Raw genomic sequence first — 21,471 nt, 5'->3', positions numbered from 1 at the left:
ACTTCTGGAACACCGTTTATGCATATGTAAGTCAGCTAGTTGTTAGCTGACTTACGATAAAATGAAATGGAGGGAAACCCTTTTGATCGATGTAAATAAATTCGAAAGTATGCAAATAGGTTTGGCTTCTCCTGAAAAAATCAGAAGCTGGTCATACGGTGAAGTAAAAAAACCGGAAACCATTAACTACCGTACACTAAAACCTGAACGCGAAGGGTTATTCGATGAAAGAATTTTTGGGCCAACCAAAGACTGGGAATGTGCCTGTGGGAAATACAAACGGATTCGTTATAAAGGAATCGTCTGCGACCGTTGTGGTGTCGAAGTTACACGTTCGAAAGTTCGTCGTGAACGTATGGGCCATATTGAATTAGCAGCGCCTGTAACACACATCTGGTATTTCAAAGGAATTCCTTCTCGGATGGGTCTTGTGTTAGACATGAGTCCACGTGCGTTAGAAGAAATCATCTACTTTGCATCTTATGTCGTGATCGATGCAGGGAATACTAGTTTAGAAAAGAAACAATTATTGACTGAACGTGAATACCGTGAAAAACGGGATCAATACGGTCAAGAATTTCATGCGGCTATGGGTGCCGAAGCCATCAAACAATTATTAGATCAAGTCGATCTAGATGGCGAATCTGCAGAATTAAAAGAAGAGTTGAAAACCGCTCAAGGACAAAAGCGTACACGCGCTATTCGTCGTTTGGATGTGTTAGAAGCTTTCCGTTCTTCTGGCAACCTGCCAGGCTGGATGGTTATGGATGTTATCCCTGTCATCCCGCCAGATCTACGTCCGATGGTTCAATTAGAAGGTGGTCGTTTTGCGACTTCTGACTTGAATGACCTATACCGTCGTGTCATCAACCGTAACAACCGTTTGAAACGTTTGTTAGACTTGAATGCACCAAACATCATCGTTCAAAATGAAAAACGGATGCTGCAAGAAGCCGTGGATGCATTGATCGATAATGGTCGTCGTGGTCGCCCAGTTACTGGACCAGGTAACCGTCCATTGAAATCTTTGTCTCACATGTTGAAAGGGAAACAAGGTCGTTTCCGTCAAAACTTGCTGGGTAAACGTGTTGACTACTCTGCTCGTTCCGTTATCGTTGTTGGACCGTTCTTGAAAATGTATCAATGTGGTCTGCCAAAAGAAATGGCGATCGAATTGTTCAAACCTTTCGTAATGAAAGAATTAGTCCAACGTGAAATTGCCTCAAATATCAAAAATGCGAAACGTAAAATCGAACGTCAAGAAGACGTTGTTTGGGACGTTCTAGAAGAAGTTATTAAAGAACACCCTGTTTTACTGAACCGGGCACCTACATTGCACAGATTAGGTATCCAAGCGTTTGAACCGATCTTAGTTGAAGGTCGTGCCATTCGTCTTCACCCACTTGTGTGTGAAGCCTACAATGCCGATTTCGATGGTGACCAAATGGCTGTCCATCTACCTCTAGGTGAAGAAGCGCAAGCAGAAGCTCGTATGCTGATGTTAGCTGCAACTCACATCTTGAACCCTAAAGACGGAAAACCCGTTGTTACACCATCTCAAGATATGGTCTTAGGTAACTATTACCTAACAATGGAAGAAGAAGGCCGTGAAGGGGAAGGAATGATCTTCCGTGACATGAATGAAGCTGTTTTAGCATGGCGCAATGGCTATGTTCACTTGCATTCACGCGTGGCTGTTGACCCTAATACATTAGGCGACAAACCATTCACAGAAGAACAAAAGGAACGTATGCTGATCACTACCGTTGGGAAAATCATTTTCAACGAGATCATGCCGCAAGAGTTCCCTTACTTGAACGAACCGACTGATTTCAACTTGACACAATATACACCTGACAAATACTTTGTCGAAAAAGGTGCAGATATTCCTGCAGCGATCAAACAACAAGAAATCATCTTGCCATTCAAGAAGAAAAATCTTGGGAATATCATCGCTGAAGTCTTCAAACGTTTCAAAGTCACTGATACATCAATGATGTTGGACCGTATGAAAGACTTAGGATATAAACATTCTACACATGCTGGTATGACTGTTGGTATCGCAGATATCATGGCGCTAGCTGAAAAACAAGAAATCATCGACAATGCCCACAAACAAGTTGGCACGATCACGAAACAATTCCGTCGTGGATTGATCACGGATGATGAACGGTATGAACGTGTTATTGCCGTTTGGAATGCAGCCAAAGATGAAATCCAACAACGACTAATGGAATCCTTAGATGCGAAGAACCCAATCTTCATGATGTCTGATTCTGGAGCCCGTGGTAACATCTCCAACTTTACTCAGCTTGCTGGTATGCGTGGATTGATGGCCGCTCCGAATGGACAAATCATGGAATTGCCGATCATCTCAAACTTCCGTGAAGGTCTATCTGTCTTGGAAATGTTTATCTCGACTCACGGGGCGCGTAAAGGGATGACCGATACTGCCTTGAAGACAGCCGATTCAGGTTACTTGACTCGTCGTTTGGTTGACGTTGCCCAAGATGTTATCGTACGTGAAGAAGATTGTGGTACTGACCGTGGTCTTGAAATCTCTGCGATTCGTGAAGGAAACGAGATCATCGAATCCTTGGAAGAACGCTTAGTTGGACGTTATACACAAAAATCTGTAAAACATCCTGAAACAGGCGAAGTTCTATTGCCTGCAGATGCATTGATCAGTGAAGCAGATGCGAGACGTCTAATTGACGCTGGCGTTGAGAAATTAACGATTCGCTCCGTCTTCACATGTAATACCAAACATGGTGTATGTAAACATTGTTACGGCCGCAACTTGGCGACTGGTGACGACGTTGAAGTTGGTGAAGCTGTTGGTACGATCGCCGCGCAATCAATCGGTGAACCAGGTACTCAGTTGACCATGCGTACATTCCATACCGGCGGGGTTGCCGGAGATGATATCACACAAGGTCTTCCTCGTGTCCAAGAAATCTTCGAAGCACGTAATCCTAAAGGTCTAGCTGTCATTACTGAAGTGACGGGTGAAGTTGTTGAGATCGCTGAAGATGCTGCGACACGTACGAAGGAAGTTACTGTCAAAGGTGAAACCGATACTCGTACCTACACTGTTCCGTATACTTCTCGTATGAAGGTCGTTGAAGGGGATATGATCCACCGTGGTGCACGATTGACAGAAGGTTCGATCGATCCGAAACACTTGCTGCAAGTCCGCGATGTGATCTCAGTTGAAACATACTTGCTTCGTGAAGTACAACGTGTTTACCGGATGCAAGGGGTAGAAATCGGCGATAAGCATATTGAAGTAATGGTTCGTCAAATGTTGCGTAAAGTCCGCGTAATGGACCCAGGTGACACAGATATCTTGCCAGGTACATTGCTGGATATTGCTGACTTTAAAGATCAAAACTACAATACCTTAGTTGCTGGCGGCACACCTGCGACATCTCGTCCAGTCTTGCTTGGTATCACGAAAGCTTCATTGGAAACAAACAGCTTCTTATCTGCTGCATCCTTCCAAGAAACAACACGTGTCTTGACGGATGCTGCGATTCGCGGTAAGAAAGATCCGTTACTTGGATTGAAGGAAAATGTTATCATCGGTAAGATCATTCCTGCTGGTACAGGTATGGCTACTTACCGTAACATGGAACCAAAAGAAGTCGTTGTAGCTAGCGAAAATGTTTACAGTATCTCTGATATTGAAGCACAAATGGCTGCGGAAGACGCTTTGAACAATCCATTAAACTAAATCCAAAGGCTTCACGAATTCGTTTATGAAGCTAGGTATAGTTAACATGTAAGACCACAAGATTCAAAAGAATCTTGTGGTCTTTTTGTTTTCGCGCTATTATAGGAAGGTATCTGGCAAAATGAGAGCGGTCACTTTAAACAGATATTAAATTTCGTTTAGAGCATCAGGCAAATGCTATTGCCAACGGTCTTTTTGTGAGAAAATGACGGAAACTCTACGGAGACGTAAAAATTTTTGAGGTGCTACATGAGCAGAACAAAGAAAATCATCTTGATTGTCATTGGAATTATTGTACTATTTGTCGGAGGCGCCACTGTCTATTTATTGAAAGTAAATAACGATGTGGATCAGGCAATCACTAAAATGACAAAAAAAATTGACTATAAGAGCAAGCGATCAGACGCAGTGGATTTAAAAAGCGGCGAGCCTTTTTCTATTCTCTTGATGGGGACGGATACGGGAGACAAGGGACGAACATACCAAGGGCGTTCGGATTCGATGATGTTGGTCACGATCAATCCGAAAGAAAAACAAACCTTGATGACCAGTCTAGATCGAGACATTTATACGCAGATCGTTGGGTATAAAGGCGATGAGAACAATTACGTTGCCAAAGGGGATACCTATTATGATAAATTGAATGCGGCGTATTCGTTGGGCGGAACAAAAATGGCGATTGAATCTGTCCAAAAAATGATGGATGTCCCGGTGGATCACTATATTGAGATCAATATGAAGGGATTAAAAACATTAGTAGATGCCGTTGGAGGGATCGAAGTCGACAATAAAATCGACTTTACCTTAGATGGGGTGCATGTGAAAAAAGGGGAGCAGATCTTAGATGGCCGGCACGCATTAGAGTATGTGCGGATGCGCCACGAAGATCCAAAAGGAGATGTCGGCCGGCAAGCGCGACAACGGGAGATCCTTTCAAAGCTTGTCCATAAAATCCTCTCCGTTGATTCTGTGACAAAATATAAAAAATATTTACGTGCAGTAGAAGATTACGTGCGGACAGACCTTACTTGGAACGAGATGCTGACTGTCGCAAAAGACTATACACCAGCGGCTGAGAATATCAAGCAAACACAAGTAGAGGGACAAGGTGAGATGATCAACGACATTTACTTCCAAGTCCTGGGATTGAACAATTTATTGGAAGAACAAAACGTCGTGAAGAAACAGTTGGGACTGCCAACGAAGAAAAAATTACCGAACTTAGATGAAGACGATGACAATCAATTATTCTTTGATGACAGCGAGGTAGACAAAATAAGCGCGGGAACACATTACGATTATACTGGCTACGGAAAGATCCTGTATCCAATTGATAAGGACAATTATTAGGAAAATAGCGGCTGCCAAAATTTCGGCAGCCGCTATTTTTTTTATTTTGGAAAAATCGGTTGAGCAGATTCGTTTCAATTTCTCTCAAATTGGTTATGATGAAGTCAAAAGGGGGATTCTCTCATGAAAGAAGAAAAAGCAATTTTTGCCGGCGGCTGCTTTTGGTGTATGGTGAAACCATTCGACCAAATGCCTGGCATCAAGGCCGTGGTTTCAGGATATACAGGCGGGCACGTACCGAATCCGACGTACGAAGAAGTTTGCAGCGGTACGACAGGTCACACAGAGGCAGTCGAGATCACATTTGATCCATCTGTTATTTCGTATCGGCAATTGGTAGATATTTATTGGCAGCAAACAGATCCGACAGACGCTTTTGGACAATTTGCGGATCGCGGAGATTCTTATCGTCCGGCCATTTTTTATGCATCCATGGAACAAAAAGAAGCGGCCGAAGCTTCGAAGGAACAATTACAGGCTAGCGGACGCTTCAAAGAACCTATTGTGACTTCAATCGAACCGGCACAACCCTTTTATCCAGCGGAAGAGTATCACCAAGACTTTTATTAAAAAAATCCTGGGCACTACAATGCGTATAGTGAAGGGTCAGGACGCAAAGGCTTTATTCGTCAGCATTGGGAGGCTTAATGCTTTTTGATCAGCAGGAATAGCAGCCCGATAAACAAAAAGGGGAGAAAAGGAAGCTGTTTTGGCTTCTTTTTTCGAAAGGCTTCCAGAGCGAAAAAGGCCAAGCCGCTGAATGAAGCAATGAATAAGATCTGCAGCAGTTCGTAGCCAGACAAAAAGAAACTCCACAAACCAATCACCCAAAGATCTCCCAGACCTAAGCTGTTTGGGAGAATTTTTTGACTAAGATAAAACAGAGCCCCGATGATCAGCGGGTGAAGCCAATTCAGATGAAATAGATATGCCCCGCTGAGCAGCAGCAGCCCCCCTGTACAATAAAAAATCCGCATCTCGACAATCAAATAATCCCAGTCGATCACTGCTAAAACCAAGGTGCTTAGCAACCAAAAGAGTTGCCAGAGAGCGACCCATTGAAAATTCGGCAAGAAGATCGCAAATAAAATGCCGCATCCGAGTTCTATCCAAAAGCTCCTTGCAGGAAATGGCTGATGACATTGTGTACAACGAAAGCGCAGAAAGACGGCGGAGACCAGCGGGACCAGTTCCACTGGTCTAAGTGTGTGTCCGCAGTGTTCGCAATGTGACGGTGGGGAAAGCAGGGATTCTCCTTTTGGGATGCGGGAGCAAACGACAGCTAAAAAGGAGCCAATGATTGTGCCAAAAATAAAGTGTATGATTTTTTTCACCTTCCTTCTCAAATAAAGTACGAAAAAAAATCAATTTTACAGCATTTCCTTTGTGCTTTTGCCATAATTGTATTATGCTTTTATTGGAGCAAAAATTAGGAGGTATAAAGGAATGAAATTCGAAAAAACAAAAGAAGTACTGAACCAACTAGTTGCAGACTTGAGTCAAATGTCCATGGTCATTCACCAAACACATTGGTATATGCGTGGTCCTGGTTTCTTGACATTACACCCAATGATGGATGATTTTATGGATGATGTGAATGATCAATTGGATGAAATCTCAGAACGCTTGATCACATTAGACGGCTCACCATTTTCAACATTGCGTGAAATGGCTGACCAAACAAAGATTCCTGATGAAGTAGGACGTTGGGATCGTACGATGGAAGAACGCTTGTCAACACTTGTTGAAGGCTACCGTTATTTAGCAGATCTTTACCAAAAAGGAATTGAAGTTACTGGTGAAGAAGGCGATGATCCAACACAAGATATCTTCATCGAATTCAAAACAGCGACTGAAAAACGTATTTGGATGATCCAAGCACATTTAGGAAAAGCACCAGAAATTGATGCGTAAGTCTATTTAAAAATGGAAAGAGGCACCTATCGTGAATTCGATAGGTGCCTCTTTTTTTTATGAAGAGGGTGTATCTATGTTTAGTCCGATCACACCATCTACAGGAATAGACATTAAGATTCCTTGCGCCTCACTGAGCAGTCCGCACTGTTCACTGATGGCTTTCATGATCGCCAATTTCTTTTCTTGTTCGACTAAGATATACACCATTTCTTTTTCTGGCTGAACACTGATGCCCCATTTTTTTAGTGTTTCTTGAGAATCCAGTCGGCGGGCATGGACAACGGTTCCGCCAGCAGCACCAGCCGCAGTGGCCGCGATCATGACCTCTTCGCTAAATCCTTGATTGATAGTGACCATCAGTAAACAATGCTTTGCTTCATGAATCATTTGTCTTTCCTCTCCTTCATGTTCCTTCTGACTCGTTTTTGGCAGTTCAGAGGCCAAAATTTTCTTGATATATGAACTTGCTCCTGAGATAGGAAATGTGAATGCGCACCCTCGATTGGGTTTATGCAAACACAGCCCTTCAGCGAGTGCGCGGAACAGCTCCGGTACTTGAAGTTTTAAAACAGGACAAAAGAGAATAACTTTTTCAGAGATTCCTAAGCCTAAAACATCCATGACTTCGCTTGTTGCTGTTCCTTCACCAATACAGAGATATTGGACGGGGGCATTGTGGGCATCAAAGATCGCATGCGCCTTTTTTGTATCCTTGTGGCCGATAATCAAGACCAGCATTCGGATCGCAGGTTTATTCTGTGTCATCCTCGGAGTCCTCCCATTCTTCAATTTCATTTAGTTCTTCTACAGATAACGCGGCATTTCCTGTCGCGCGTGCGTCCTTCCATTTATAAACGAGACCCATGATCTGCACCGCGATCAAAGGCGTCAATGCGACAAGGGCTACGACCCCAAAGGCATCCGCCATGATATTTCCGCCAAGGGATTCGCTGACCCCTATACAAAGAGGCAGGAGAAAGGTGCTGGTCATGGGGCCGCTGGCGACACCGCCAGAGTCAAAGGCGATCCCGATAAATAGTTTCGGAACGAATCTGGAGAGAAGTAAGGCGATGATGTACCCGGGAATGATGATCCAGTAAATACTGAGTCCAGTCAATGCCCGCAACATTGCCAATCCGACACTGATGGCGACACCGATCGAAAGGCTGGCATTCATAGCAGTCGCGGAAATGGCCCCGCCTGTGACATTATCGACTTGATGGTTCAAAACTTGGATCGCCGGTTCTGCTTTTACGATAAAGTAGCCGATCAGCATGCCGATCGGGATCAGCAGCCATTTGAATGGGCTTGTCGCTAATTCGCTGCCCAGCAGACTGCCAACAGGTGCGAAGCCGATACTCACGCCCGTTAGAAAAAGGACCAAGCCAATATAGGTATAGATGAGTCCGACGATCATTCGCAGGTATTGTCGATGATGGTAGCGTCGGCTGATTAATTGAAAAATAAAAAATAAAAGAGCGATAGGGAGGATGGAAATGAAGACTTCTTTTGCGTAATGGGGCAGTTCCCACATAAATTCACGCATGACGTCTTGTGTTGTGGTGACGTTCAAAAATTCAATAGGCGAGTAAGAGGCATCGGTAGGTCGGAAAAAGATCCCTAGCAGCAATACTGCCAGAATAGGTCCGATACTGGAGATAGCGACGAGTCCGAAGCTGTCTTCGGAAGCATTTTTGTCACTACGAACAGAAGCCAGACCAACGCCTAATGCCAGAATGAAAGGGACAGTAATGGGACCAGTCGTTGCCCCGCCGGAATCAAAGGCTACGGGAACGAAATCATTTGGGGTTAAGAAGGAAAGCAAAATCACGACAACGTACAAAATCATTAGTATCAAGGATAAATTGATTTTAAATAAAATCCGTAAGACAGCGATCGTTAGACAAAGCCCGACCCCGATGGCGACGGTCCACACTAATAAATCGCTGGGAATGGCGGGCATTTGATCCGCCAGCACTTGCAGGTCAGGTTCGGCGATCGTAATAACAGCGCCGATAATAAACACACTCACTGCTAGGATGCCGATTTTTTTACTTTTGGATAATTGGACCCCCATCCCTTCTCCGAGGGGTGTCATGGCGATTTCAGCACCTAGCTGAAAGAATCCCATGCCGATGATCAGCATGACAGCCCCCATTAAAAACATCGCGAATGTCCCGATTTCCATCGGGACTAAAAGGACGCTTACGAATAGAACGATCACTGTGATCGGGAGGACAGAGGATAAGGATTCAGAAATATTCTCTTTTAATTTTTGATTCATTGATTCACTCCTTTGACTGAGTTCTGTACGTAGTTCAATTATCAGTGACGCGCAGCGCATAGGAATCGAGTAAAATACGTGCGATGATTTGCAGCGGCAATCTTGAACGAACTTCATAATCGGGGAAGTAGGAACCTTCGGATTTGAAGCCAACTAAAGGAATTTCACAATAGTTCATTAGACTGGACGTGTTGCTTGCCGTTAGTAAGATCGTGCCGATCTCCGCATCGTAACAATTTTTAGCCGCAATTACGAGCTCCTTCGTCTCCCCGTTCAAGGAAATGAACAGGACAATGTCTCGTTTCGTTAATTTTCGGCTGATATTTTTGATGATCTCTGGATCTGTGTGCATCTGACAATTTTTTCCGGTCAGTTGAAATTTTACCATCATTTCCTGTCCGATCATTTCTGAGAACCCTCTGGCAAAAATAATGACCCGTTCCGCAAATTTGATTTTTTGGATGGCGTCCTCAATATTTCCGATTTTCATCATGTTAATGGTACGAACCACTTCTTGTTCATTTTTGAGGATCGCTTGTCGAATGCCTTTGTCTACCTTATCTAAAGAAGAAAAATTGATGTTTTTATTTTCCTGCTCCTTTAAATGATGCTTAAAGGCGGTGAATCCTTCATAGCCTTTCTTTTTCATCGTGCGAACGATCGTGGCCGTGGAAACATTGGCTTGTTCACTCAGTTTGACGATGGAATAGTTGGGGATCTCGAGAATATGACTTTCAACAAAGTCCCAAAGATAGTGTTCAGTACTGCTCAATTTAGAGTCCATGGTTTCGTTTACCCTTCTTTCACATGTAACGCTACTTAAAAAGTATCACGTTTCGTGAAAAAATGTAAAGCTTTTCATGGAAATCTCTTGATCGTGAAAACCTTTTCTACGTCTTATCCCTCATAATAAGGTCAAGGAGGTCATCATTCATGTCTATTTATACATGCACTATGAATTTAGCGATTGATCTATTTATTGAAACAGATACCATGATTCCTTTTACCGTAAATCGAACGAAAGACGATGACATACAAGCGAACGGCAAAGGGGTGAATGTGTCCCTCATATTGAACATGTTGGGAACGCCCACTACTGCTTTGGGGTTTCGTGCGGGATTTACAGGGAATTATATAGAAGACTATTTACAGGAAAAAGCAATCAATACAGCATTTATTGAGGTTCCGGGCATGACCCGCATCAATGTCTTCACGCAAGTCAATCAAACGGAGGAGGAGTATAAATTAGTCAATCAGGGGCCAGCGATCCCGCCTGAAAAAGTCCAAGAATTTTTGACTCAAATCAGAAGTCTTAAAGCAGACGATTACCTTTGCTTTTCGGGGAGTTTGCCAAAAGGCGTGGAGCCTGGGATTTTAGTGGAGATCAGTCGTATCTGCCAGGAGCGAGGCGTTCACTTAATTATTGATAGCAGTTATCACGAGATCATGGATTGTCTGCCGTACCATCCCTTTTTACTGAAGCCCAATGAGGAGGAATTGTCTGATTGGTTTGGACAAGTGATCGATACTGAAGAAGCTTATTTATTTTATGGGCAGCAATTATTGGAAGCAGGGGCACAAAATGTACTGCTGTCTCTTGGTGAAAAAGGAGCCATTTTCTTTACACAAGAAAAAATCCTTCGAGGCAATTCGCCCAAGGGGAAAGTCGTGAATACTGCTTGTGCCGGCGATACATTATTAGGAACGTTTTTGGCGGGGTATTTATCGGAGCAGCCGTTAGAAGAAACATTAAGAAAAAGTCTGGCTGCTGGAAGCTCCACAGCGTTTCGCAAGGGATTGACCGATTTTTTAGATGTGGAAGAATTAAGCAAACAAATTGAAATCAAAGAAGAGGAGTTACAAACATGGGAAATTATCAATTAATTGCAGCAACTGGTTGTCCGACAGGCATTGCTCACACCTATATGGCTCAAGAAGCTTTGGAACAAGCCGCTAAAAAGAAAGGAATCACGATCAAGGTTGAGACACATGGACAGATTGGTGTCGAAAATGAGTTGACTCCAGAGGAAATCAAGCAGGCTGAGGCAGTCATTATCGCAGCGGATAAAGACGTGCATCCAGAAAGATTTGCGGGGAAGCGAATCATTGATGTCTCTGTCAGCACCGGCATCAAAGACGCGGAACGTTTGATCGATGACGCCTTGGCTGGAAAAGGTGTTCTTTCTGCTGAGAATCAGGCTGTGGATGCATTGGAGCAGGAAACGGGAAATAAGACCAGCTTTGGGCGCAGCATATATAAGAACTTGATGAATGGGGTATCCCATATGCTGCCTTTCGTCGTTGCTGGCGGTGTGTTGATCGCGATATCTTTTGCTGTTTGGGGAATTTATTCGTTTGATCCAGACAATGCACAGTACAACGCGACGGCGGCAATGCTGAAAAGTGTCGGTGATGCGGCGATGGGAATGATGGTTCCTGTGTTGGCCGCGTATATCGCTGAAGGCATCGCTAAACGTCCAGGATTAGTGGTCGGTTTTGTCGGCGGTATCGTTGCGATGAATGGCGGGACTGGATTCTTAGGCGGGATCTTGGCTGGTTTCTTAGCAGGCTATTTCATTTTACTGCTGCAAAAAGTTTTGGATGTTCTACCGAAACAGCTAGATGGGCTGAAAGCAATCTTCCTGTATCCAGTGATCGGAGTAGCTGTCATTGGTATCGTCATGTCTTTATTGGCAGGCCCGATGAAAGCCGTGAACGAGGGAATGATGAGCTTCTTAGCTGGATTTGAACATTCGAATCCATTGGTTCTAGGAGTGATCGTCGGCTGTATGTGTGCCTTTGATATGGGCGGGCCGATCAACAAGGCAGCCTATGTTACAGGGACAGCCTTGTTGGCTCAGGGAAACACGACCTTTATGGCTGGCGTTTCTGCGGCCTGTATTGCACCGCCGCTGATCACAGGATTTGCCACGCTCTTTTTTGGCAAGTATTTTGATACGAATGATCGGAATGCGGGATTAGTCAATTTCATTCTCGGCTCCACGCATATTACGGAAGGGGCGATTCCATTTGCTGCAAAAGATCCGATTCGGGTCTTGCCAACAATGATGCTAGGGTCTTCTATTGCGGCGGTACTGACCTATATGTTCGGTGTCCAAGTACCAGCACCACACGGCGGCTTCTTAGTACTGCCAGTCGTAACGGGGAAAATCCAATGGGTCCTTTCTATTTTAATTGGTTCCATCGTCGGCGGAGTCATTCTAGGATTGATTCAAAAAAGCAGTGTCGCGGCAAAGGAAAAGAAAGCGAACGCCGAACAAGCAGATAAATCAGCGATCGCAGAATAGAGAGGAAGTCAGGATGGAAATGCTTCGAGAAGAAAATGTCTTTTTAGATCAAGCGTTAGCGACACAAAAAGAAATTTTCGAGTTTTTAGCAAAACAGGTTGTTCAGTTGGGGATAGCTACTGAGGAAGAGCAAGTTTTTCAAAAGCTGGTTGAACGAGAAAACGAGGGCACGACAGGAATGATGGACGGGTTTGCGATTCCTCATGCCAAAGATGCCTCCATCGTTGAACCCAGTCTCCTCATCGTTACCTTGGAACAAGGGATCGAGTGGCACAGCATGGATGGCCAATTGATAAATTTTGTCATTGCGTTGTTCATTCCAGACTCGGAAGCTGGAACGACCCACTTAAAACTATTGTCGGCGGTTGCACGGTTATTGATGCGAAAGGAAGTAACGGAGCAATTAAACGCAGCACAAACGGAAAAAGATATCGTGACATTATTAAATGAAAACATAGGAGATCGTAAATGAAGACAATGAGTACAGGGAAAAAGAAGTATTTAGACCAATTAACGAATGAAGAGGGGATCATCGGGGCGTTGGCGATCGACCAACGAGGGGCCTTGAAAAAAATGATCGGCAAGTATAAAGAAGCGACGACAGAGGATGTCATTAAATTTAAGGAACTGGTCTCTCAGCAATTAACACCCTATGCCTCCGCGATCTTATTAGACCCAGAATATGGCTTGCCCGCAGCCCAAGCGCGTGAGCAGACTTGCGGCTTGTTGCTTGCTTATGAAAAAACAGGCTATGATGCGACCACGCCAGGACGATTGCCAGATGTGCTAAATGTTTGGTCTGTCAAACGCCTGAAGGAGTCTGGTGCCGATGCGTGCAAATTCCTGCTTTATTATGATGTGGATGAACCGGAAGAAATCAATGAGCAAAAGCGCGCGTACATGGAACGGATCGGTTCAGAATGTACAGCAGAGGATCTACCGTTTTTCTTAGAGATCGTTTCCTATGACGCGACGATCACAGACACGACATCGGTGGAATATGCGAAAATGAAGCCGCGGAAAGTCATCGAGGCGATGCGGGAATTTTCGCAAGGGCGTTATCAAGTCGATGTGTTAAAAGTGGAAGTACCCGTAACGATGAACTATGTTGAGGGATACGGACAAGAGGTCTGCTACAGTCGCTCCGAAGCAGCAGCCTATTTCAAAGAACAATCGGACGCGACAGAATTGCCATTCATCTTTTTAAGTGCAGGAGTGAGTGCAGAATTGTTCCAGGAAACGTTGCGCTTTGCGAAGCAGTCCGGCTCAACCTTTAACGGCGTTTTATGCGGCCGGGCAACTTGGGCCAATGGTGTCGCGCCTTTTGTAGAAGAAGGGGACGAGCAAGCTATCACCTGGCTGTCTGAGCAAGGGAGAAAAAATATTGAAGAATTAAATGCGGTATTAAAAGAAACCGCGACATCTATTTATACCAATGTATAAGAAAACGACTATCCCACTCGGATAGTCGTTTTTTCTTATAGCTCTGTTTTGGCGAATGCAATTTGTTTTTTGACTTGATCAAAGCCCGTACCGCCGAAGGAATGACGACGAGTCACTGCTGTTTTGGAGGACAGCGTGTCATAGATGTCGTCTTCGATCACAGCGTTGATGGCTTGATAGTCTTCCAATGGGACATCTTGTAAGTAGATGCCTTTTTGTGTACAAGCTAAGACCAGCTTCCCAACGATTTCATGGGCTTGACGGAAGGGAACACCTTTTGTTGCCAAATAGTCGGCTAATTCCGTTGCGTTGGAAAAATCTTTTTCTGTGGCATCGTGCATGGTTTGCGTGTGCACCTTCATCGTGTCGATCATACCCGCCATGATATCTAGGCTTGTTGCTAACGTGTGGACGGTATCGAACATGCCTTCCTTGTCTTCCTGCAGATCTTTGTTATACGCCAGTGGCAATCCCTTCATCACGGTTAATAAGCCGATCAAATCACCAAACACTCGTCCAGATTTTCCCCGGATCAATTCGGCCATGTCAGGATTTTTCTTTTGCGGCATGATCGAGCTGCCTGTCGAGAAGGTGTCTGTCAGTTCGACAAACTTAAATTCATGGCTGCACCAAAGAATGATCTCTTCACAAAAACGTGAAAGATGCATCATCAAGATCGAGCTGTTGCTCAAAAATTCAAGAATGAAGTCACGATCACTGACACCGTCAAGACTGTTTCGATATAGATCACTAAACCCAAGTTCATCTGCGGTCATTTGACGGTCGATCGGGAAGGTCGTTCCTGCTAAGGCCGCGCATCCTAAGGGGGAAATATCCACACGCTTCATACTTTCTTCCAGTCGTGCCTGATCGCGGGTAAGCATGCCGTAATACGCCATTAAATGATGACCGAAAGAAATCGGCTGTGCATGCTGCAAATGGGTATAACCCGGCATGATCGTATCAATCTGCTCTTCGGCTTTATTGACTAGGACAGCTCTGAAATGATGCACTTTTTCAATGATCGCCTGTAAATGTTCCTTTAAGTATAAATGCATATCGGTGGCGACTTGATCGTTTCGGCTGCGGGCAGTGTGGAGTTTGCCGGCGACAGGTCCGATCTCGTCGTGAAGCATTTTTTCCAAGTTTAAATGAATGTCTTCATTTTCAATCGTAAAATGAAGGTCATCCTGTAAGGCTTTTTCTGCTAAGATGTGCAATCCAGCGGAAATTTGCTGCGCTTCTTCTTTCGTAATAATGCCTGTTTCGCCAAGCATGTTGACATGGGCTAAGCTGCCGGTGATATCTTGTGACGCTAATTGCTGATCGAAGGGAATCGAAGCGCCAAATGCGTCGATCCATGCTTCGTTTTTTCCATCAAAGCGTCCACCCCATAATTTTGCCATTGGTTTATCCTCACTTTTATCTGCGAATTTTTAACAAAAAAGACCGCATAGACGGTCTTTTTTTACTATCCAGCTTTACGAACGGGCTTTTTGCGCAAGTGGCTATCCGATGACTGCTAAACCTGATGTTAGACAGAATAATCATCGCGCAAAAAGCAGCACGTGTTCGTAAAACGTGTTCTTTAGGGAGGAGGCATCTTTTCAGACACCTCAGGATGAAAACATTGCTGGTTTCCTTATTTCCTGACAGGAAAAGAAACTCTCCTAAGAGCAATGGCAAGATGTGAAACCGGACGGCTTTATTTACCGGCAAGTAAAAGCCGCCTCACATCTGGTTTCTCTTGCACTTTCATAGCTGTCTAGCCGTTCTTGCGACTAGACAGTTGTTTGTTTGCTTTCCGCTTGTACTTCTGCGTTCACCTTTGTTGGCAAGCCCCAGAGTTTAATGAAGCCGATCGCTGCATCTTGATCGAAGGTGTCGGCTGAAGTATACGTCGCCAAGTTTTCGTTGTATAAGCTGTTGTCAGACTTCCGTCCTTCAACGATCACATTGCCCTTGAATAGTTTCACACGCAATACGCCATTTACCACTTCTTGTGATTGCTTTAAGAAGGCGATCAAGGCATCCATCGTTGGATTGAACCAGAGGCCATCATAGATCATTTGGCATAATTGCTGTTCGATCACGGGTTTGAAGTGCGCCATTTCACGGACAAAAGTCAAATCTTCCAGTTCTTTATGAGCCTTCATCAACACCTCTGCACCTGGACATTCATACACTTCACGAGATTTGATTCCCACTAAACGGTTTTCGATATGGTCGATTCGGCCGATGCCATGGACACCAGCGAGTGTGTTCAATTTCATAATTAATGAAGCTAAAGAAAGTTCTTCTCCATCTAAAGCTGTCGGTACGCCTTTTTCAAAAGTGATCTCAACGATCGTCGGTTTATCAGGCGTATCTTCTAATTCAGCAGTAATAGCGTAAGCACCCGCGGGCGGTGTGGCCCATGGATCTTCTAAGATGCCGCATTCGCAGGCACGTCCCCATAAGTTTTGGTCGATCGAATAAGGATTGTCCAAATCAGCAGGGATCGGTACCCCTTTTTCAGCGGCATAATTGATCTCTTCTTCACGGGACCATTTCCACTCACGGACCGGCGCGATGATCTTCAAGTTCGGATCAAGTGCGGCGATGGAAACTTCAAAACGGACTTGGTCGTTTCCTTTTCCTGTACAGCCATGAGCGATGGTCGTTGCTCCAGTATCATGAGCCAACTCAACCAATTTCTTCGAGATCAGCGGGCGAGACAATGCAGAAACCAATGGGTAAGAATTCTCATAGTAGGTGTTTCCTTGCAAGGCGATCAAAACGAAATCCTGTGAGAACTCCTCACGAGCATCAATGGCATAAGATTCAGTTGCTCCGACCTGTAACGCTTTATTCTTAATAAACTCCGTGTCGCGGCCTTCGCCGATGTCTAAACAGCACGCAATCACATCATATCCTTCGTCAACGAGCCATTTGATAGAGACAGACGTATCTAAACCACCTGAATAGGCTAAAATCACTTTTTGTTTCATCCTGCATTGCTCCCTTATCGCTTTTTCATTAAATTCTAATTAATGTGTTGAAGCCATATTAGCATCGTAAAATACAAAAAGCAAGCACTTTTTAAATATTTATGCAAAAATATTTTGATATTTCGTTTCTTTATTCATTATTACCTGTATATATCGAAAGAAACTGTATAGTAGAAGAAACATAAAGAAATGAAACTATTTTGCGTTTTCAAGGAGAAAAACATTGACATGACAAGGCTTTGCAAGTATTATGGTAAATGGTATTGTTTGCCCCACAAGAGCCCCGGAAACTCAAGTGTTTGTCAAACATTCGAAATTGAAATTGGAGGAAAAAAACGTGCGTACAACATATATGGCTAAGCCAGGCGAAGTAGATCGCAAATGGTACGTAGTAGACGCAACTGATGTTCCTTTAGGACGTCTTTCAACAGTTGTTGCATCTGTACTACGCGGAAAAAATAAACCAACATTCACACCACATATTGACACTGGTGATTTTGTAATTGTAATTAATGCAGATCAAATCAAATTAACAGGTAAGAAAGCAACTGACAAGATTTACTACCGTCACTCAAACTTCCCTGGTGGATTGAAATCAATCTCAGCAGGCGAATTGCGTGCTAAAAATTCTCGCCGTTTGGTCGAAACTTCTGTTAAAGGTATGCTCCCTAAAAACACTTTAGGCCGCGCTCAAGGCATGAAACTTCACGTATACGGTGGAGCAGAGCATCCACATGCAGCACAACAACCAGAAGTATTAGACATCACAAACTTAATTTAAATAGGAGGGAAATTCATTGGCACAAGTTCAATATAACGGCACAGGCCGTCGTAAAAATGCAGTTGCTCGCGTACGTTTAGTACCAGGAACTGGTAAAATTACTGTAAATAAAAAAGACGTTGCAGAATATATCCCACATGCTGACCTACGTTTAGTAATCAACCAACCATTTGGTGTTACTGAAACTGCTGGTTCATACGATGTATTTGTAAACGTTGATGGTGGGGGCTACGCAGGTCAAGCCGGCGCTATCCGTCACGGTATCTCACGTGCTTTATTAGAAGTAGATCCTGATTTCCGTGCACCACTAAAACGCGCTGGATTGCTTACTCGTGATTCACGTATGGTTGAACGTAAAAAACCAGGTCTTAAGAAAGCCCGTAAAGCTTCACAGTTCTCAAAACGTTAATCCGTTTATACAGAAGATCAAAACACTTTCCATTTTTGGAAAGTGTTTTTTTGTATGGAAATAAACGTGTTCTTCAATATTACTTTTTTGTTCGTTTAAAGAAAGAGGATTCGATGTTGGAGAGGGGCGTCCCCCTATAAACTGAGGATAGAACGATTAATTTGGGGGATGGACATGAAGAAGAAGACAAAGATCATTATTGCTGGCGTCACTGGTTTGGTTATAGCAGGGGGTGCTTTTTTTGCATTCGGTGGTAAAAAGGATGCAGCTTCGTATCAGGTGTATACAGTAAAAACAGCAGATCCTTTGCAGTTGAAGGGGAAAGTGGAACCGTTGAAGCGTCAGCTTTATTTTTTAGATGCGAATAAAGGAACGATCAAAAATGTTCCTGTAAGCAATGGGCAAGAAGTGGCGGTGGGCACGCCTTTGATCGAGTATCAGAATGATACGGCTCAAAATGAAACGATCACGCAGCAGCATGCGGTGAATAAGAGTTCTCTTGATGCGTCTCAGGCTGAAGCGACTGTTGCTGCTGGGGAAAGACAAGTGAAAACGCTATCGAATCAAATTGGTGAGACGCAGCAGAAGCTGGCTCGTGCGAAAGATGAGGAAGAAAAGGCTGCTTTGAATGAACAATTAAAGCAGCAGCAAGGGGAATTGCAGACGGCCAATGACCAGTTGAGTCAGTCTCGTTTTGCGGTGCAGGGGGCTTATGAGGAAGTCCAATCTGCTAAAGATGTGCTTGCTGGGCAGCAAAAGCAAGCGTCAGCGACGGTGAGTGCTGAAATTGCGGGCGTGGCGTCTGTGGATGAAAAGGGAAAGGGCTCTCCAGAGGTTCCAGTAGTCGCAGTTTCCAGCAAAGAAAAGCAAGTCAAAGGTACCGTCACGGAATACGATCTAGACAAATTGGTGCCGGGGCAAACCGTTCAGGTCACGACGGTGGGCAATGACAAAAAAGTGGAGGGAACGATTAAATCGATTGCTGCGAGTGCTATACCGACGAGCGGGGACAACAGCAATGTTGCCTCTTATGCATTTACTGTGGAGGGGAATTTCCCTTGGACGGATGATTTATCGACATTGATCACGTTGCAGCAAAAACAGCTTCTATTACCGTCGTCTGCACTTAAGAAAACAGGAAATGAACAATATGTCTATAAGTATGAGGATGGAAAAGCGAAGAAAACGGTCGTTCAAACGTTGGCTGTCAATGGGCGCACGATCATTCAAAAAGGATTGAAGGACAAGGATCAAATCATTGAAAATCCAGATGACGCGTTGAAGGACGGATCAGAAGTTCAGGTGAGTGCCAATGATTAGCTTGGCACATATCTATAAGTATTATGAAACAGGGGAAACAAGAGTGCCTGTTTTAGACGACATTAATTTTTCAATCGAAGCTGGAGAATTTGTGGCTATTATGGGGCCTTCTGGCTCAGGAAAATCCACGTTGATCAATTTGCTGGGGTTCATCGATCGACAGTTTGAAGGGGAGTATTTGTTTAATGGTCGGGAGATCACGCATTTCAAAGACGATGAATTGTCTGAGATACGGAATCGTTCTGTTGGCTTCGTTTTTCAAAATTTTAGTTTGATCGAGAATTTAACGGTTGCGGAAAATGTTGAATTGCCTCTTTTGTACAGCGGTGCGAAACACAATGAGACGCAGAAGAAAGTAAAGCATGCGTTGGCTAGGGTCGGATTAGCAGACAAGTTAGATCAATTGCCGAAGCAGTTATCCGGTGGGCAGCAGCAGCGTGTGGCGATCGCCCGAGCATTGATCAATCGTCCCAACTTTATTATTGCGGATGAACCTACGGGGGCGCTAGACACCCATACAACAGAGGACATCATGCAATTGTTCAAGCAGTTGAATGAGGAAGGGGTGACGATCATCTTGGTGACGCATGATCCAGAGACAGTCGCCTACTGTGACCGCTTATTGAAAATCCGAGATGGAAAGATGATCGAGGAGGTGCTGCAATCATGAGAAAATACATTCTCTGGCGGACTGCCTTTCGTTCGATCTTCAAGAACAAACGCCGCAGTTTTTTAACGATGGTGGGTATTATTATAGGAATTGCCGCCGTGATTACGATCGTGGCTTTAGGAAATGGGTTTAAACGAAATATTTTATCTGAGACGACGGGCGCGGATGAAACTGGACAAACGAAGTACGTCAACATCAAGTACAACGACTTTGATAATCTAGTCAGTGAAGATAGCGGGATCTCGCAGACCGATAAAAATATGGTCGCCAACCTTCCAGAAGTGAAGGAGGTTTCTTATTACAAAGCGATGAAGAAGGACGGGAATCCTACCGTTGATTTTTATGATAAAAATACAAAATTAACGATGACAGTCCATCCGGCGAAAGAAACCGCCGTGTCTCTTTTAATTGGTCGCCAATTGAACGCCGCGGACAGCGATGGGCTAAATAAGGTGGTCGTTCTTGATGAGGCGGTCGCAAAGCAAGTATTTGGGTCGAAGGAGGCCGCGTTAAATAACGGGTTCGAGTTAAAGGGGCAAGTCTTTACCGTTGTGGGTGTTTCGGCGAATACTTCTGGAGAGATCGGGCCGCAAAATTATGAACCGCTTGCTTATTTTCCGAAAAAAACCTATACGCATTATTTAGGAAAAAAAGACGACCATTCCGTATTGGCCCTTAAATTTAATACAGGGGTCAATCAGGATACAGCGATGACGAAAGTCTTAAAGCAGTTGAACATGAACGGAGAAAGTCGGGCGCAGGGGGAGTATCAAGCCTATGATCCGACTTCTGAAATCAAGCAGTTGGGATCTATGCTGGATCAAATGACTCTTTTCATCAGTGCAGTCGCAGCAATCTCGCTATTTATTGCCGGCGTGGGCGTCATGAATATGATGTACATCTCTGTTTCTGAGCGGACCAAGGAAATCGGTATTCGACGTGCACTTGGTGCGAATGCGAAGTCGATCAAGCGCCAATTTCTATTTGAAGGGATCGTTCTGACAGTGAGCGGCGGAGTGATTGGGTATATTCTTGGTATTTTGATTGCTTTCGCAGCGTCCTTTGCCTTGCCGTTTTCTGTGCGGCCAGACATGATGACCGTGCTGATCTCGATTGGGACCTCCGTGGTGATCGGCGTATGCTTCAGCTACTTGCCCGCTTCAGCAGCCGCGAAAAAAGAATTGATCGATATATTGAAATAGCAGAAAATTCAGATTGGGTCGCGGGTAACCGTTGCTCAAGGAACGGTGTTTTAAAAATAGA

18 protein-coding genes and 1 pseudogene are annotated in these 21,471 nt (G+C 44.3%); 13 read left to right on the top strand and 6 right to left on the bottom strand.

Translation table 11 applies throughout. The features are described 5' to 3' along the window. Positions 1–82: 82 nt before the first annotated feature. The 3 genes and pseudogenes from rpoC to msrA all read left to right on the top strand — a co-directional run bounded on the left by rpoC (position 83) and on the right by msrA (position 5,734). Positions 83–3,736, top strand: coding sequence for a DNA-directed RNA polymerase subunit beta' (rpoC, locus tag I592_RS14935; RefSeq protein WP_010779377.1), 3,654 nt, complete (start codon positions 83–85; stop codon positions 3,734–3,736). A gap of 249 nt (positions 3,737–3,985) precedes the next feature. Beyond that, complete coding sequence (locus I592_RS14930; RefSeq protein ID WP_010779378.1) at positions 3,986–5,086, top strand: LCP family glycopolymer transferase; 1,101 nt, start codon at positions 3,986–3,988, stop codon at positions 5,084–5,086. Between the two features lie 123 nt (positions 5,087–5,209). Next, positions 5,210–5,734: pseudogene (msrA, locus tag I592_RS14925) on the top strand (peptide-methionine (S)-S-oxide reductase MsrA). Here msrA and I592_RS14920 read toward each other — a convergent pair. Continuing rightward, positions 5,731–6,420, bottom strand: a complete 690-nt coding sequence (locus I592_RS14920; protein ID WP_010779380.1) for a prepilin peptidase — start codon at positions 6,418–6,420, stop codon at positions 5,731–5,733. The pseudogene msrA and the gene I592_RS14920 sit on opposite strands and share 4 nt — an antisense overlap. A 112-nt stretch (positions 6,421–6,532) precedes the next feature. Here I592_RS14920 and I592_RS14915 point away from each other — a divergent pair, with 112 nt between their 5' ends. After that, a complete protein-coding gene (locus I592_RS14915) occupies positions 6,533–7,000 on the top strand; it encodes a Dps family protein (protein WP_010779381.1) in 468 nt (155 codons plus the stop codon). Positions 7,001–7,057: 57 nt separating this feature from the next. Here the strand turns inward: I592_RS14915 and I592_RS14910 are convergent, their stop codons facing one another. The 3 genes from I592_RS14910 to I592_RS14900 are packed head-to-tail and all read right to left on the bottom strand — an operon-like array spanning position 7,058 to position 10,071. Then, complete coding sequence (locus I592_RS14910) at positions 7,058–7,768, bottom strand: hypothetical protein (protein WP_010779382.1); 711 nt, start codon at positions 7,766–7,768, stop codon at positions 7,058–7,060. Next, positions 7,755–9,287 (bottom strand): DUF1538 domain-containing protein, encoded by a 1,533-nt coding sequence (locus tag I592_RS14905; protein ID WP_010779383.1) that lies wholly within the window; start codon positions 9,285–9,287, stop codon positions 7,755–7,757. The genes I592_RS14910 and I592_RS14905 overlap by 14 nt, the downstream gene beginning before the upstream one ends. Before the next feature lie 34 nt (positions 9,288–9,321). Then, complete coding sequence (locus tag I592_RS14900) at positions 9,322–10,071, bottom strand: MurR/RpiR family transcriptional regulator (RefSeq protein ID WP_010779384.1); 750 nt, start codon at positions 10,069–10,071, stop codon at positions 9,322–9,324. A 149-nt stretch (positions 10,072–10,220) separates the two neighbouring features. On the opposite strand from I592_RS14900, the gene pfkB reads away from it, so the two are divergent. From pfkB to lacD, 4 genes are read left to right on the top strand one after another with little or no spacing between them, the layout of a single operon-like run. Then, positions 10,221–11,171 carry a 1-phosphofructokinase gene (gene pfkB / locus I592_RS14895; protein WP_010779385.1) on the top strand — a complete coding sequence of 317 codons (951 nt, stop codon included), beginning with the start codon at positions 10,221–10,223 and terminating at the stop codon, positions 11,169–11,171. Then, a complete protein-coding gene (locus I592_RS14890; protein ID WP_010779386.1) occupies positions 11,153–12,595 on the top strand; it encodes a PTS fructose transporter subunit IIC in 1,443 nt (480 codons plus the stop codon). Before pfkB ends, I592_RS14890 begins: the two co-directional genes overlap by 19 nt. A 13-nt stretch (positions 12,596–12,608) precedes the next feature. Further along, the gene (locus I592_RS14885) at positions 12,609–13,067 is read left to right on the top strand and encodes a fructose PTS transporter subunit IIA (protein ID WP_010779387.1); all 459 of its coding nucleotides are present in this window, start codon (positions 12,609–12,611) and stop codon (positions 13,065–13,067) included. Then, on the top strand, positions 13,064–14,038 hold the full coding sequence (gene lacD, locus I592_RS14880; RefSeq protein ID WP_010779388.1) for a tagatose-bisphosphate aldolase: 975 nt from the start codon (positions 13,064–13,066) through the stop codon (positions 14,036–14,038). Before I592_RS14885 ends, lacD begins: the two co-directional genes overlap by 4 nt. A gap of 35 nt (positions 14,039–14,073) precedes the next feature. On the opposite strand, the gene argH is transcribed toward lacD, so the two are convergent. Both argH and I592_RS14870 read right to left on the bottom strand, forming a co-directional pair. Next, positions 14,074–15,444, bottom strand: a complete 1,371-nt coding sequence (gene argH / locus I592_RS14875; RefSeq protein WP_010779389.1) for an argininosuccinate lyase — start codon at positions 15,442–15,444, stop codon at positions 14,074–14,076. Between the two features lie 375 nt (positions 15,445–15,819). Beyond that, positions 15,820–17,028 carry an argininosuccinate synthase gene (locus I592_RS14870; RefSeq protein WP_010779390.1) on the bottom strand — a complete coding sequence of 403 codons (1,209 nt, stop codon included), beginning with the start codon at positions 17,026–17,028 and terminating at the stop codon, positions 15,820–15,822. A 352-nt stretch (positions 17,029–17,380) separates the two neighbouring features. Between I592_RS14870 and rplM the strand changes: the two genes are divergently transcribed. The 5 genes from rplM to I592_RS14845 all read left to right on the top strand — a co-directional run bounded on the left by rplM (position 17,381) and on the right by I592_RS14845 (position 21,410). Continuing rightward, entirely contained in the window at positions 17,381–17,809 is a 429-nt protein-coding gene (rplM, locus tag I592_RS14865) for a 50S ribosomal protein L13 (RefSeq protein WP_071875867.1), read from the top strand. 16 nt (positions 17,810–17,825) lie between these two features. Further along, positions 17,826–18,218 carry a 30S ribosomal protein S9 gene (gene rpsI, locus I592_RS14860; protein WP_010779392.1) on the top strand — a complete coding sequence of 131 codons (393 nt, stop codon included), beginning with the start codon at positions 17,826–17,828 and terminating at the stop codon, positions 18,216–18,218. A 174-nt stretch (positions 18,219–18,392) separates the two neighbouring features. Further along, on the top strand, positions 18,393–19,538 hold the full coding sequence (locus I592_RS14855; RefSeq protein WP_016250201.1) for an efflux RND transporter periplasmic adaptor subunit: 1,146 nt from the start codon (positions 18,393–18,395) through the stop codon (positions 19,536–19,538). Then, the gene (locus I592_RS14850; RefSeq protein WP_016250200.1) at positions 19,531–20,208 is read left to right on the top strand and encodes an ABC transporter ATP-binding protein; all 678 of its coding nucleotides are present in this window, start codon (positions 19,531–19,533) and stop codon (positions 20,206–20,208) included. Before I592_RS14855 ends, I592_RS14850 begins: the two co-directional genes overlap by 8 nt. Further along, positions 20,205–21,410 (top strand): ABC transporter permease, encoded by a 1,206-nt coding sequence (locus I592_RS14845; RefSeq protein WP_016250199.1) that lies wholly within the window; start codon positions 20,205–20,207, stop codon positions 21,408–21,410. The genes I592_RS14850 and I592_RS14845 overlap by 4 nt, the downstream gene beginning before the upstream one ends. The last annotated feature ends 61 nt before the right edge of the window (positions 21,411–21,471 follow it).

The sequence above is a fragment of the Enterococcus gilvus ATCC BAA-350 genome, assembly GCF_000407545.1.
In the GTDB taxonomy this organism is placed as follows: domain Bacteria; phylum Bacillota; class Bacilli; order Lactobacillales; family Enterococcaceae; genus Enterococcus_A; species Enterococcus_A gilvus.
This window is presented reverse-complemented; position numbering and strand designations above follow the sequence as displayed.